The organism is Phytohabitans flavus (genome assembly GCF_011764545.1).
GTDB lineage: Bacteria > Actinomycetota > Actinomycetes > Mycobacteriales > Micromonosporaceae > Phytohabitans > Phytohabitans flavus.
The window spans coordinates 4,316,473-4,329,787 of the sequence record NZ_AP022870.1 but is presented as its reverse complement, the minus strand read 5'-3'; the positions used below and the strand labels follow the sequence as shown (position 1 = coordinate 4,329,787).

General features: G+C 71.1%; 11 protein-coding genes and 1 pseudogene. 3 read left to right on the top strand and 9 right to left on the bottom strand.

All coding sequences use genetic code 11. The features are described 5' to 3' along the window. Window positions 1-11: 11 nt before the first annotated feature. The 5 genes and pseudogenes from Pflav_RS18845 to Pflav_RS18825 form a co-directional block, all read right to left on the bottom strand. Window positions 12-1,597 (bottom strand): annotated as a pseudogene (locus tag Pflav_RS18845) (ABC transporter permease subunit); the annotation flags it as partial. Then, on the bottom strand, window positions 1,594-2,466 hold the full coding sequence (locus Pflav_RS18840; RefSeq protein ID WP_173037313.1) for a branched-chain amino acid ABC transporter permease: 873 nt from the start codon (window positions 2,464-2,466) through the stop codon (window positions 1,594-1,596). The gene Pflav_RS18840 and the pseudogene Pflav_RS18845, both read right to left, overlap by 4 nt. Window positions 2,467-2,529: 63 nt before the next feature. Continuing rightward, window positions 2,530-3,795 (bottom strand): amino acid ABC transporter substrate-binding protein, encoded by a 1,266-nt coding sequence (locus Pflav_RS18835; RefSeq protein WP_173037312.1) that lies wholly within the window; start codon window positions 3,793-3,795, stop codon window positions 2,530-2,532. A 2-nt stretch (window positions 3,796-3,797) separates the two neighbouring features. After that, complete coding sequence (locus tag Pflav_RS18830) at window positions 3,798-5,378, bottom strand: amidohydrolase (RefSeq protein ID WP_232071613.1); 1,581 nt, start codon at window positions 5,376-5,378, stop codon at window positions 3,798-3,800. Between the two features lie 310 nt (window positions 5,379-5,688). Next, a complete protein-coding gene (locus tag Pflav_RS18825; RefSeq protein ID WP_173037310.1) occupies window positions 5,689-6,468 on the bottom strand; it encodes a helix-turn-helix domain-containing protein in 780 nt (259 codons plus the stop codon). Between the two features lie 173 nt (window positions 6,469-6,641). On the opposite strand from Pflav_RS18825, the gene Pflav_RS18820 reads away from it, so the two are divergent. After that, window positions 6,642-7,004, top strand: coding sequence for a hypothetical protein (locus tag Pflav_RS18820; protein ID WP_173037309.1), 363 nt, complete (start codon window positions 6,642-6,644; stop codon window positions 7,002-7,004). 7 nt (window positions 7,005-7,011) lie between these two features. On the opposite strand, the gene Pflav_RS18815 is transcribed toward Pflav_RS18820, so the two are convergent. Continuing rightward, entirely contained in the window at window positions 7,012-8,064 is a 1,053-nt protein-coding gene (locus Pflav_RS18815; protein ID WP_173037308.1) for a class I SAM-dependent methyltransferase, read from the bottom strand. Between the two features lie 173 nt (window positions 8,065-8,237). On the opposite strand from Pflav_RS18815, the gene Pflav_RS18810 reads away from it, so the two are divergent. Continuing rightward, entirely contained in the window at window positions 8,238-8,504 is a 267-nt protein-coding gene (locus Pflav_RS18810) for a hypothetical protein (RefSeq protein WP_173037307.1), read from the top strand. Window positions 8,505-8,646: 142 nt separating this feature from the next. Continuing rightward, window positions 8,647-10,113 (top strand): DivIVA domain-containing protein, encoded by a 1,467-nt coding sequence (locus tag Pflav_RS18805; RefSeq protein ID WP_173037306.1) that lies wholly within the window; start codon window positions 8,647-8,649, stop codon window positions 10,111-10,113. Window positions 10,114-10,496: 383 nt separating this feature from the next. On the opposite strand, the gene Pflav_RS18800 is transcribed toward Pflav_RS18805, so the two are convergent. From Pflav_RS18800 to Pflav_RS18790, 3 genes are all read right to left on the bottom strand, one after another. Beyond that, complete coding sequence (locus Pflav_RS18800) at window positions 10,497-11,903, bottom strand: endo-1,4-beta-xylanase (RefSeq protein ID WP_232071611.1); 1,407 nt, start codon at window positions 11,901-11,903, stop codon at window positions 10,497-10,499. A gap of 224 nt (window positions 11,904-12,127) precedes the next feature. Further along, window positions 12,128-13,102 (bottom strand): low temperature requirement protein A, encoded by a 975-nt coding sequence (locus Pflav_RS18795; protein ID WP_173037305.1) that lies wholly within the window; start codon window positions 13,100-13,102, stop codon window positions 12,128-12,130. Next, complete coding sequence (locus tag Pflav_RS18790) at window positions 13,027-13,296, bottom strand: low temperature requirement protein A (RefSeq protein WP_173037304.1); 270 nt, start codon at window positions 13,294-13,296, stop codon at window positions 13,027-13,029. Before Pflav_RS18790 ends, Pflav_RS18795 begins: the two co-directional genes overlap by 76 nt. Window positions 13,297-13,315 lie beyond the last annotated feature (19 nt).

Sequence of the window (13,315 nt, the reverse complement as noted above, 5' to 3'; positions counted from 1 at the left end):
GCTATCTCCAGCAGCTGCCGCTGGTGGAGGTTGAGCTTGTCCGGGTACGCGTCGGCGAGGTGCCCGATGCCGACGACGTCGAGCGGCCCGGCGGCGTCCCGCCGGGCGGCGGCCAGCGACCGCGGCGAGCGGCCGAACATGATGGCCATCGCGACGTTGTCCCGCACGGTCATCGAGGTGAACGGTCGGGGGATCTGGTACGTGCGGGCGACTCCGGCGTGGGCCACCCGGTGCGGCGGGAGCTTGGCGAGGTCGTTGCCGGCCACGTGGATGCTGCCCGAGTGGGTCGGAGGTTGCCGGACAGGAGGCTGACGAGGGTGGTCTTGCCGGAGCCGTTCGGTCCGACGAGCCCGACGATCTCGCCTTCCCGCACGGTGAGCGAGACGTCTTCGAGGGCGCGTACGCCGCCGAAGTAGCGGGCCACATTTCGGCACTCGATCAGGACCTCGCCGGGCGCCACGGGCTCGGCCGGTGGCGCGACCGTGACCGGAACAGCGGGTGCGGCCTCCGGCGGCGGGGGTGCCGGAGGCCGCCGAACGGGGAGGAGAGCCACTACCGTCGCGGCGAGCAGGCCGGCGAGGATGGCGTCGAGCGGCTCACCCGGCAGCCACACCGCGGCGGCCACCACGGCGGCGGTCACGAGCGCGACCAGCGGGCGGGCGCGGAGCCGGGCGTACACGCCGTCGGGGGCGAGCACGACAAGCACGACGAGCATCCCGCCGAGCACGATGAGCTGCCACTCGCCGAGCCCGGAGGCGGTGAGGCGGTCCTGGAGCAGTACGACGAGCACCACGCCGACGACCGGGCCGAGCCAGTGCGTCCGTCCACCGAGGACGCTCATCACGATGACGAAGAGCGGCACAGTGAGGTGGAAGATACTGTCCACGGCCACGAAGCCGATCTGTAGCGCGAAGAGGCTGCCGCCCACGCCGCCGATGACCGCGCTCGCCAGCAGCGCCAGCATCTTGTACCGGAAGGTGGGCACGCCCAGCCCTTCGGCGACGTCCTCGGCGTCCCGTACCGCGGCCAGCGCCCAGCCGAAGCGGGACTTCTGCATCAGGTACGCGACAAGCACCGCGAGCGCGGCGACGACGAGGTTGAGCAGGTACAGGAAGTCCTGGAAGAGGCCGAGCCCTTCGGGGAACGGCGGCACCGCGACGATGATCCCCTGCCCGCCGTCGATCGACGAGTTGATCCGGGCGAGCGCGGCGAGGATGAACGGCACGGCGAGCGTGAGCAGCGCGAAGATCTCCCCGCGCAGCGAGCGCAGCCGGAACGCGACCGCCCCGATCGCGAGCGCCAGCACCGCGCTCAGCCCGGCCGCCACGAGGATCGTGACGTAGAAATTGACCCCGTGGCGTCCGAAGAGGACAGCCGTGCTGTACGCGCCGATGCCCACGTACGCCGCTTGCCCGAAGCTGAAGTATCCACTGTAGCCGGACAGGACGTTCCAGCTCGTCGCCTGCGTGACCCAGAAGAACATCAGCGTGAGCAGCGCGAGGTAGAAGAGCGGGAAGCCGAGCGTGACCCGGTACAGGGACAGGCAGGCGAGCACCGCCACGACGAGCGGGAAGCCGATGGCGAAGCGGCGCGTCATCTTGCTGCTCCCGCCATGGTGAAGAGGCCCTGCGGTCGCACGATCAGGGCGAGGACGATCGCGGAGAAGAGCACGAACGGCGCCGTGGCGGGGGAGAGCACCACCGACACGACGCTGGAGAGCAGCCCGACGAGTACCCCGGCGGCGAGCGTGCCGACGAGGTGGCCGATGCCGCCGAGGATGACCACCGCGAACACGGTGCCGAACCACTCGAACGCGGTCGCCGGGGTGAGCGCGTTGCCCAGCGAGAAGAGCATCCCGGCGACCGCCGCGGTGGCGCCGGTGACCGCCGCGAGGAGTACCCCGATCCGCCGGTGGTCGATCCCGAACGCGGCGGCGATCGGCCGGTCCTCGGCGTACGCGCGCAGCGCCCGCCCGATGAACGTCCGCCGCAGCACCAGGTGCGCGCCGAGGATCACCAGCAGCGCGATCGCGAACGCCAGCAGCGTCGGTAACGGGAAGACGAAGCGGCCGAGCCGCACCGACTCGGTCGCGTACGGGTTGACCTCGGCGGCCATCCGCTGGAAGTCGGCGCTCCACACGTTGCTGACCGCCTGGACCACCACGATGAGCACGCCGAACGTGATCAGTAGCGAGTTGAGCTCGGAGATGCGCAGGTAGTCGAAGGCCCACTGGAGCGCACCGCCGAGCACGAACATCGCCGGTACGCTTACCACCAGCGTGACGAGCGGGTTGACCCGCCAGGCGGTGGCCAGCTCGAACGTCAGGTACGCGCCGAGCAGGATCATGCCGAAGTGCGCCAGGTTGATGATCCGCAGTACACCCCAGGTCACCGAGACCCCGGCGGCCATCAGCGCGTACAGCCCGCCCAGCAGTATTCCGCTGAGCGCCGCCTGGATGGTGGTCATGCGTCCTCCTTCTCGTTGACCTAGGGCGGATCCGCGTGGCGAATCCGCCCTAAGTCGCGGGGGTCAGGCGGGGCCGCGCAGCTGGCCGGCGGCGCGGTCGGCCGGCCAGACCGTCACCCAGTCACCGTTCTGGATCTGCTTGATGGTCTGCGTCGTCGGCCAGAAGTTGTGCTGGGCCGGGTCGAACGTGAGGTGGCCGCTGAACGTCGTGTCCGCGCCGCTGTTGTGCAGACCCTCGCACATCTTGACCTGGTCGGTGCCGTTGGCCGCCTTGACGCCGGCGACCAGGATCTCCCAGGCGTTCCACGAGGAGGCGGCCTGCGTCTCGAAGACCGTGTACGGCAGCTTGGCGGCCGTGGCACGCGTCTTGAAGTCGTTCACGATGGTGGTCGCGTCACCGCCGAGCTTGTCCAATGTGGGCTTGTTCGGCTCGAAGATGCTGACCGACAGCAGCCCGTCCGAGGTCGGGCCGAGGCCGAGCGGCGGGCCGGGCGCCGGGAAGAGGCTGAACATCATCGGCGGCTTGTAGCTCAGCTGCGCCATCGCCTGGAGCAGGTTGACCGGGTCGACGCCGAGCCCATTGTTGATGACGAGGTCCGGCTTGGCGTCCCGTACCCGGGCCGCGATCGGCGCCCAGTCGGTGGTCGTCGGCGGGTACCGCACCTCCAGCACCAGGTCCAGGCCCTTGTCCTTGGTGATGGAGACCGCGCCGGTCTTGTTGTCGCCGGAGCCGTACGACACGAAGTCCGTCGACCCGTTCTGGTTGGTGAGGACCGCGATCCTCTTCGGTGGGGTGGGCAGGCTGGCGGTCGCCTCGAAGAGCTGCGTCGGCACGAACTGGTTCGGCGTCGGCCCGATCGACCAGGCCGGAAACTGGCACTCGTACGTCAGCAGCGGCGCGATGACCGCGGTGTGCTGCGGCATCGTGTACCGGTGGCGGGCGGCCACGGCCATGGCGCTCAGGATGTTGGGCGTCGCGTACGGGCCGATGATCAGGTCCACCTTCTCCTGGCTGATCAGCTGCTCGTACAGCGTGCTCACCTTGGCCTGGTCGGACTCGTCGTCCCGGACGACCCACCGCACCGGGCGGCCGAGCAGGCCGCCGGAGGCGTTCAGCCGCTCCACGAACAGCTCACCGGCGATCTTGTGGATGGCGCCGGTCGCGGCGAACGCGCCGCTGAGCGAGAGCGTGGAGCCGACCACGATCGGGTCACCGCTCGCCGCGGACGGGCCGGCCGCGCCCGTGTCCTCGGACGGTGACTTGGATTCGCACGCGGCGGCGACGAGCAGCAGGGCCGCCGCGGCCACGGTCATCGTTTTCTTGAACATGCTCAACGCACCTTCCCGGTCTCGTGAACGATCGCGCCGCCGACGACGGTCAGCACGGACCGCACCTGGCGGATCTCGTCCTCGGGTACGCGGAAGTAGTCGCGGTCGAGCACCACGACGTCGCCGAGCCGGTCTTCCTCCAGCACGCCGAGCTGGTCCTCGTCGGCCTTGCCGAGGAACCACGTGTTGTCCCGCGTGTAGAGGTCGAGCAGCTCGCGGCGGGTGATCTGCTGGCCGTCGTTGACGACGGCGCCCAGCGCGTTGCGGCCGGTGACCGCGTAGTACGCGTGGATGAACGGGTTCATCGGCGCGATCTGCATGCCGTCCGAGCTCATGCCGGCGTGGATGCCGTTGTCCACGATCATCCGGAACGGCGGCCCGGCGGTCGTGCCGGTGCCGGCGAGGTAGCGCCAGCCGGTGAGGCTGAGCCCGCCGCCGATCGCCTTGAGCCGGTCCACATAGTCCTCGGTGATGAACGGGACGTGCGCCACGACCCACCGCAGGTCCTCGATGGACACTTCCGCGTTCACCGCTTCGAAGCCCTCGATCTCGGTGCGGAAGTCGGTGGCGGAGAGCGAGTGCACCTCGGCCCGCCAGCCGGCCCGGGCCACCCGCTTCGCCGCCTCCAGCCAGTTGGGCCCGAGGCCGCCGGCGATGAACTCGCCGATGCCGCCGGTCCGCACCATGTCGTCGCCGAAGAACGGGAACGTGTTGCGCAGCCGCTGCTCCAGCGTCGGCAGGCCTGCGTCGGTGTCCATGTGCAGGTAGTTGATGCGCAGCCGGACCGGGGCCAGACCCTGGTCGTACAGCTCCAGGAACGGCAGGTGCATCGTGTAGTTGTCCTCGTGCGCGGCGCCGTCGCTCGGCGTACCCGTGGCCTGGAACGCGCCCTGGTCCAGGTGGGTGGTGACGCCGACGCTGAGCGCGTACGCCATCGCGTCGCGCGCGCCGCGCCGCCGCAGCTCGGGGGTGAGCGTCTGGCGCAGCGCGAGCGTGGCCCGGCCGGTCTGGGTGCCGCCGGCGATCGCGCCGTCCGCGCCCACGACCACGCCGGCCGCCTCGAAGAACGCCTTGCCGAGGCTGTTGGTCGCCGACGGGCCGCTGAAGCCGACCGACACGTACGCGGGGTGCTTCGGCAGCGCGGCGTCGAGCTCGGCGAGCGTGGGCAGGCGCACCTCGCGGAACTGGTTGAAGTGGAACCCGCCGATCGTCGTGACGAACTCGCCGGCCGGCACGCCCTTCGCCCGCGCCCGGTACGTCTGCTGGACGTCGGCGACCGAGTACGCGTTCTCAAGTGGAGTGTGGCGGCCCGGGCGGTTGCCCATCAGCACGATGTGGTTGTGGTTGTCGATGATGCCCGGGATCGCCACGCGCCCGCGCAGGTCGACGACCCGCGGGTGCTCGGGCACCGCCCGCAGCGCGGCGCCGAGGCTGTTGCCGGTGTACGCGATCCGCCCGTCCCGGATGGCGATGGCGCGTACGACGTCGTGCCGGCGGTTCATCGTGTGGATCGAGCCGTTGTGCAGGATGAGGTCCTGATCGGACGGCCGTCCGTGCGCGGCGGCCGGCTGGGCGCCCGCCACCGAGCCGATGGTGGCGGCGGCACCGACGGCCGCGCCGGTGCGAAATATCGTTCTTCGGGGAACGCCTTCCTGGTCAGCCTGGGTCACTGGACACCGTCCTCTCACGGGTCACGACGCGGCTTTTATGGGGGTGGGTTCGGCGTGTGTTACCAGTGGGGGTCAGCTTGGTTTCCGAGCTGTCTTAGGGCCGGAGTGTAAGCTGCTAGTTCACACGTGTGCAATACCACTTACACACTTGCGATCTTGTGAACGCGCAGATGTACGCCCTGGTGCACAGGGGGCCCGGGTGGGGCGCAGGGGGTGTTTGGGCTCAGGCCCAGCGCTCGAGCACGAACCACACGCCCACGGCGGGATCGGCGCTCTCGTTGCGGTACGCATGCGGGTTGGACGAGTCGAACGAGACCGCGTCGCCGGCCGTCAGCTTGTGCGTCTCGAAGCCCAGCGACAGCGTCAGCTCGCCGCTGATCACGAAGCCGAACTCGATCCCCGAGTGGCGCATGAGCAGGCCCGAGCTCGACGAGGTGCCGCCCGGCTGGTACGTGATCAGCAGGAACTCCACGTGCTTGTGCGGCATCCGGCCGAGCAGCTCCCAGGTCACTCCTGAGTCGAGGGTCAGCACCTCGCGCTCGTCCGGCGTGATCACCGGCCCGACCCGCTTGCCGGCCACCTCCACGGGCGTCGCGGTCACCGGGGCGCCGGACGCGGCCAGGGCGGCGGTGAGCAGCGCGGCCGCCGCCGGACCGTCCCGCACGACGGCCACGTCACCGGCCGGCGCGAAGGCGGGCAGCCGCACGACCCGCACGCCGGCCGCCTCGTCGCCCTCGGCGGGGTCGTCGGCGTCCTCCGTCTCCGGGGCGGCCTCGGTCTCGTCGGCCGTCACCGGGCCGAACAGCTCCTCGATCGAGATGCCGAGGGCGGTCGAGATCGCGTACAGCGTGCTGACCGACGGGCTGCTCTTCTCCGTCTCGATCTGGGAGATGAGGCTCGCCGAGACGCCGATCTCGCGGGCCAGCCCGCGGATGCTGACGCCACGGCGGCGGCGCTCGGCCCGCAGCCGCGCGCCGATCGGGGGCACCGCTGACGACGCCACGACCACCTCCCGCGCGCTGCTCGCCGGGCTAGCCCGGACCGGATGTCGAGTGTAGGTTACCGCCACACCCACCCGGGTCCGTCAAGTGGCTCTTAACGACTAGTCGATCACATCGCGCGCGGTCTGGATCTCGGCCGATCGACCGCTACCTGGAGGCCGGCACACGCCACACCATGGACACCGTGGATGCGGCGCCGTCGACGGGACGGGTCCTGACGGGTGTGGCGGTGCTGTTCGGCTGGTTCGCCATCGCGGCTCTCGCCATGGTGCTCTGGGTGTCGCAGCGGCCCACCGTGGTGGACGAGAACTGCGTCGGATTTTGCTTCGACGAGCGGACCGGCACGGGCATCCTGGCATTGCTCTTCGGGGTGCCCGCCGTCCTCGCCGGCTTGATCGCCGGCGCGGTGGTCCTGGCCTACGTCCTCCGGGGTCAGCGTTCCCCGTGGTTGGCGGGCACCATCGCCGGCCTGAGCGGCCTGGTCATCGGTTCCGTGATCTCTTGTTGCGGGTGGGATGTCGGCGGCGGCATGACCTGACGCAGGTTCACTGTGCACTGTCCAAACGGTAGAAGCGGAAGAAGTCGTTGTGCGGGGCCAGCTCCGTCACGGCGAAGCCGGCCTTGGCGGCCAGCTCGTGCACGGTACCGCGGCGCAGCACGGTGCCGAGCGCGGCACTGTCCACCTCGGACATCGAGGCGGGCAGGCAGTGGTTGACGCTCCAGCCGTACATGAGTCGCTCCACCCCGTCGCCGGGCGCGGTGAACGTGTCCGCCACCCGCTCGTCCGCCACGAGCACCGTGCCGCCCTCGGCGAGCGCGGCGCGGACGGCGGTGAGCACCTGCGCCGGGTGGGCCATGTCGTGCAGCGCCTCGAAGACGAACACGAGGTCGTACGGGCCGGCGAGCCCGCTGGCGTCCGCGACCTGGAACGTGACCCGGTCGCCCACCCCGGCCTCGGCGGCGTGCCGCTGGGCGGCGGCCACGCTGGCCTGGTCGGTGTCGTACCCGTCCACGTACGCGCCCGGGTACGCGCGGGCCAGCGCGATCGTCGACCACCCCTCGCCGAAGCCGAGGTCGGCGATGCGGGCGATCGGCTTGCTGGCCAGCCGCTCGCCGACGTCCGGCATGGCGGCGAGCCAGTCGGGCAGCTCGTGGCGGAACAGCGGCCGGTTGATGCCGCCCTGCCCTCGGCGCAACGCGGAACCGTACGCGGAGAAGGGGATGCCGCCGCCGGTCCGGTACGCGTCCGGGAGCTCGCCGAGCACGGCGGCGATGCCCGCGACGAGGTCGGCGAGGGGCGCGACGTGGGACGGGTCCTCGGGGTCGAGCAGCACCGCGCGGTGCTCCTCCGGGATCCCGTAGCGCCGGGCCTGCGCGGCCTCGTCCGAGCTGGCGGTCAGCAGCCCGGCCACGGCCTGCTGCTCCAGCCACTCGCGGGCGTACCGGGGTGCGATCCCGGCCCGCTCGGCCAGCTCCGGGTAGGTGAGCGGCCCGTCGGCCAGCTCGGTGTAGAGGTCGAGCTCGCGGCCGAGGTGGATGGTGAAGAGTTCGAGCGCGCCGGTCGTCGCGTCGACCAGGCGTTCGGCGAGTGTGCTCATCGTTCCTCCCTCTGATGTTTCGGTCTCACCATCCCACCACCGGCACAATCACCGCGCGGACAATCCGGCGCCGGGCCCACCGTTCCGCTGGGACCTGGTCACCCCCGACCAGCTCGGCTCAACGCTGGCCGGCGCCACCCCGCCGAAGCTCGGGTTTCTGGACGATCTGGCGCGTGCGCCGGCAAGGTGCTGGCCCGCAGCGGCGACGGCGACCTCGTCTTCATGGCCGCCGCACCTGCCGGCCCGAATACTGGCTTGCCGAGGCGGACGGTCCGGGCCGCGACGAACGTACCCGAAACGCCCTGGCCGAGGCGGTCGCGGTCGTCGCGTACGGCCGCAGCACGGAAGGTCGGCGGGCCTTGGCCCGCGCCACCGCCGGGGAGCCGGGCCTCTCCCAGCCCTGGCTCCGCACCCTGGTGACCCGCCTCGCCAACGCCTGACCAGCGAGCCGACCGGCTGGTCGGATCGTGATGGCACCCCACTATGGCTCGCGGCGCGGTGACGGTAGCGTTTGCGGGCGGCGGGTCGCCACCCCCCTCAGCCGGCGGCCCGGCTCGCTGTCGGTCCCTATGGAGGATGCGCATGTCCCAGCGTGGTGAGGCGGTTATGGCGCCCGAGGGCGCGGCGTCCCAGCGGTTCCAGGTCACCCTGCGTGGTTACGACAAGACCCAGGTGGACCGGTTCGTGGCCCAGGCCGAGAGCGGGATGTCTCAAGTGGCCAGGGAGCGCGACCAGGCCATCGCACAGGCCCGCGACCTCGCCACGCAGCTGCACCAGCACCGGGCCGAGTTCGCCGAGATGCACGCCGAGCTCGTCGAGCTGCGGGATCGGCCGCGGCAGCTGGAGAAGGCATCGTTCCGCGATCTCGGCACGATGGTCGACCAGATCCTGGAGCTCTCCGAAAAGCAGGGCGAGCTGCTCGTCAACGCTGCCGGCGAGCGGGCCGCGGCCCTCGAGTCGCAGGCGGAGAAGGCGCTCGCCGACGCCCGCGACCTGGCCGAGCGGGTACGGTCCGCCGGCGAGGCCGCCCACGACCGCAGCGTCGAGGCGGCCAGGCAGGTCGACGAGGAGGCCGCCCAGCGGGCTGAGCAGGCGCGGGCCGACGCCGAGGCGATGGTGGAGGCGGCGCGGACGCAGTCGCAGCAGGAGACCGAGACCGCTCGGGCGAACACCCACCAGGAGCTGACCCAGTGGCAGGCCACTGTGGAGCGCGACCTCGCCGACCGGCGTTCGGCCGCCGAGCGTGACCTCAACGAGCAGCTGAGCGCGGCACAGGCCAAGATGGCCGACGAGCGGTCGCAGGCCGAGCAGAGCGCGGCCACGCTGCTGGCGGAGGCACAGCAGCACGCGGCCGACATCCGGCGCCGGGCGGACGAGCAGCAGGCCAGCCACCAGCAGCAGCTCCAGCTTGTACAGCAGGAGATCCAGATGCGCCGGCAGGCCCTGACCCAGCTGCTGAGCGAGCTGGACACCGGCCAGCAGCAGCTGAACCAGGTGCGCCACGACGGTGACGTCGCCGAGCGCGAGGTGGCCGAGCTGCTTCAGCAGCTCGGGGCGGTACGGCAGGACCTGGCCGGCGAGCTCGACCGGCTGGAGCAGACCCGCACCGCCGCGGACTCCGCCGAGCGGCACGCCAAGGAGGTACGTGCCCGGGTGCAGCGCGAGGCGAAGCGGGTCGCCGACCTGGCCGCCGCCGCGGTGATGGCGGCCGCCGCGAGCAACGTGCAGACGGGCGAGTACCCGCAGGTCGCCCCACCCCGCCAGAGGCAGGCCCCGGCGGTCGAGGAGATCCCGGCCGCGGAGCCCGTGCAGGTGCCCGAGGCGGCACACATGCCCGAGGCCGCACACATGCCTGAGGCGGCGCACGTGCCCGAGGTGGCGCACCGGCCGGAGGTGCCGGTGCCACTGCCCGCGCGCGGCCTCTTCGAGCCGAGCCCCCGCAACGGCCAGGTCGAGCCAGCCGGCGAGCACGACAGCACAAACGGCCACCCGGCGGACCACAACGCCGGCCCCGTCCCCGCACAGCCAGGCCCCCGAATGGCCGAATAGCCGGACACTCTTCGTGGTCGGGCTCATCTGCGAATCTGGCCCAGAATAGAAATTTGAGCTACCGCGATGTCCGCGGTGGTCCAGACCGCTGCTCCCGCGGCCTCACCCTCCGCGGTTCACAACCTCCGGCAGATCATGGTATTTAGCGGCCCCTCAGGGGCAGTTGCGTACCACGATCGCTGCGTGCTCCGATCCCATCGCAGATCAAGGGCCGACTAGCTTGTGCGCGGGGTTGGGTTGTGTAGCGCGGAGGGTGAGGCCGCGGGAGCAGCGGTCTGGACCACCGCGGACATCGCGGTAGCTCAAGTCCATAGTGGAATGGGCGCGGAAGAGCCGCTGCCCCGGTGCGGAGGGTGAGGCCTCCGCACCGGGGGTGTTCGTTTTTAGGTGGCGGTGCAGGTTGGGGTCATGCCGGTGCCTACGCCGTTGCCCTGGAAGCCGAACTCCGTTGTCTGTCCGGCGGTGAGGCGGCCGTTGTAGGCCACGTTGGTGAAGTTGACCGTGCCGGTGTTGCCGCTGCGCGTCGTGTTCCACGCGTTGGTGATGGTGGCGCCGGACGGCAGGGTCATCGTGACCCGCCACCCGTTGGTGCCGGACGAGCCGGCGGTCACCCGTACCGTGGCGACGAAGCCGCCGGTCCACGACTGGAGTGAGACGGTCGCGGTGCAGCCACCCGGGCCCGGCGGCGGCGTCGTCACCGGCGGGGGAGTGGTCACCGGCGGCGGCGTCGTGGGCTGGCCGGTCGTCGGGCTCGTGGTCGGGATGACGCCGTTGTTCAGGGCCTGGAGCACCGCGTCGTACGCCGGCTTCTTGGCGCCGGCGCCGGTGAACAGCAGCGGGGTCTGCGATGCGCGCCACGAGTCCGAGTCACGGATGCCCCACACCGTGATGCCGTTGCAGCGCGGGACGGCGAGGCAGTCGTTGACCACGTTGCGGTACCAGGTGGCGTTCGCCCCCTCGATGTCCAGCTCGGTGATCTGCACGTCCACGCCGAGCGCCGCGAAGCTGGACAGCGTGGTGCGGTAGTTGCTCGGGTACGGCGACTGGTTGTTTATGTGCGACTGGAGGCCGACGCAGTCGATCGGCACGCCGCGCTGTTTGAAGTCCTGCACCATGCGGTACACGGCCTGGGTCTTCGCGTGCGTCCAGTCGTCGGTGTTGTAGTCGTTGTAGCAGAGCTTGGCGTTCGGGTCCGCCGCGCGCGCGGCGCGGAAGGCGGCCTCGATCCAGTCGTTGCCGGTGCGCTGCAGGTTGGAGTCGCGCCGGGCGCCGCTGGAGCCGTCGGCGAAGGCCTCGTTCACCACGTCCCAGGCCACGACCTGGCCGCGGAAGTGGGTGGCCACCTGGGTCACGTGGTTGAGCATCGCGTTGCGCAGGGCGGTACCGGACATGTTCTGCATCCAGCCCGGCTGCTGCGAGTGCCACGCGAGGGTGTGGCCGCGCACCTGCATGCCCTGCGAGCGGGCGTGCTGCACGATCCGGTCCGCGTTCGCGTAGTTGAACTGGTTCTGGTTCGGCTCGGTCGCGTCGATCTTCATTTCGTTTTCGGGCGTGACCGAGTTGAACTCGCGGTTGAGGATCGTCGTGTACGCCGACTCGCTCAACTTGTTCGCCGCGACGGCGGTGCCGAAGTAGCGGCCCCGCTCGGCGGCGGACGCGCCGAGGGTGGTCGCGGCGGTGGCGGAGCCCGCCATCACCGTCGTCATCGCGGCCGCGGCGGCCACGCCGGCCAGGACGCCCGACCAGATGGCCGCGATCCTCGCCTTCCGGCGCCGGAGTTGCTTTGTCATCGTTGCCTCTTTCGCACGTGGGGTGGGTGCCGCGGTGGCATTGGGCCACGCGAGCATGTGGAGGACCGCCCCGCGCGCGCGTTCGCCCGCGCCGGGGACGGTGACATCGGCCGGGGTGCCACTCCGCCAGGCCCGAGGTGCTCGATCCGCACGACTGTCCGGGCCTCGGCCCGGATCCAGCTCAGGTTACGAAAGATTTCCGGTAAATCCAAGCCCCCGATGACTCAGGTCTTGGTGCCGGTGTGTTCCACAGTGGAGGGCTTTGCGGGGGCTGAGTGCTGCCCGCGCTCCAGGACCAGCGGGATCGCGACCACCCCGACCACTGCCACAAGTTGGAGCCCGGCGTTGACCTCGGTGCCGATCGGGACGGTGGCCAGCACCGCCGCGGCGGTCAGCAGCCGGCGCCACACCCCGCGCACGCGCAGCGCGCGGCGGAGCTCCGCGATGCCGCACAGGTACGCCGCGACACCGCCGGCCAGCGCCAGCGCCTCCGGCCAGTGCGTGTGGTCGCCGGGGTGGGCGACCGCGGCGTGGATGCCGGCCGCGGTGAAGACGATGCCCAGCAGCAGCGGGATGTGCGTCAGCCCCAGCCACAGCGCGAGCCGGGTGGCCGGGCCGCCGGTGGCACGGCTCATCGTCACCTCGGCGGCGTGGGTGTCGGTGAAGTACGTCCACCACAGACCGGCGGGCAGGGCCAATGCCAGCACGACCACCGCGACCGTGCTCGCGGTGAGGTGGTCGACGTCGACGCCCGCGCCGATCGCCACCACCGACTCGCCCAGCGCGATGATCACCAGCAGGCCGTGCCGCTCCACGAAGTGCTCCGGCGCCAGGTGGAACGAGCGCACCGTGCCGATCCAGGAGTGCCGCGGCACCAGGTACGGCACGACCATCTGGAGCGCCAGCGCCGCCACCCACAGCCCGGTCCGCAGCGCGCCGTCGGCGAAGCCGCCGGCCAGGACCAGCAGGGCGGCACCGAGGTTGTACACCGCGAGCAGCGACAGCGCCCGACCGACCCGGGCCTGGGTGAAGAGCAGCAGGTGTACGCAGATCGTCACCAGGTAACCGACCCCGAAGACCACACCCGTGCCGTCGAACGCGCGCGGGATGCCGATCGCCGCGATCAGGAACCCGGCCATGCCGACGAAGAGCAGCAGCTTCTGCTCCGGCTCCCGGGCGGCACGTGGTTGGCGAGCCACACGTACCCGTCGAACATCCACCACAGGATCCCGAAGAGCAGCAGCACCTGCCCGACGGTGGCGAGCGTGAGATGCGCCTCCAGGATCCGGGTGAGCTGGGTGAGCGTGAAGACGAACACCACGTCGAAGAAGACCTCGACCACCGTCACCCGCCCGGCCGGGCTGCCACCGTCCCGCCACCGCCTACGCGTCATGGCAGGAGCCTAAAGGCGG

Coding starts and splice junctions, on each gene's coding strand:
- Pflav_RS18840 (WP_173037313.1), bottom strand. CDS start 2,466: ATGACCACCATCCAGGCGGCGCTCAGCGGAATACTGCTGGGCGGGCTG.
- Pflav_RS18835 (WP_173037312.1), bottom strand. CDS start 3,795: ATGTTCAAGAAAACGATGACCGTGGCCGCGGCGGCCCTGCTGCTCGTC.
- Pflav_RS18820 (WP_173037309.1), top strand. CDS start 6,642: ATGGACACCGTGGATGCGGCGCCGTCGACGGGACGGGTCCTGACGGGT.
- Pflav_RS18815 (WP_173037308.1), bottom strand. CDS start 8,064: ATGAGCACACTCGCCGAACGCCTGGTCGACGCGACGACCGGCGCGCTC.
- Pflav_RS18805 (WP_173037306.1), top strand. CDS start 8,647: ATGTCCCAGCGTGGTGAGGCGGTTATGGCGCCCGAGGGCGCGGCGTCC.
- Pflav_RS18800 (WP_232071611.1), bottom strand. CDS start 11,903: ATGACAAAGCAACTCCGGCGCCGGAAGGCGAGGATCGCGGCCATCTGG.
- Pflav_RS18790 (WP_173037304.1), bottom strand. CDS start 13,296: ATGACGCGTAGGCGGTGGCGGGACGGTGGCAGCCCGGCCGGGCGGGTG.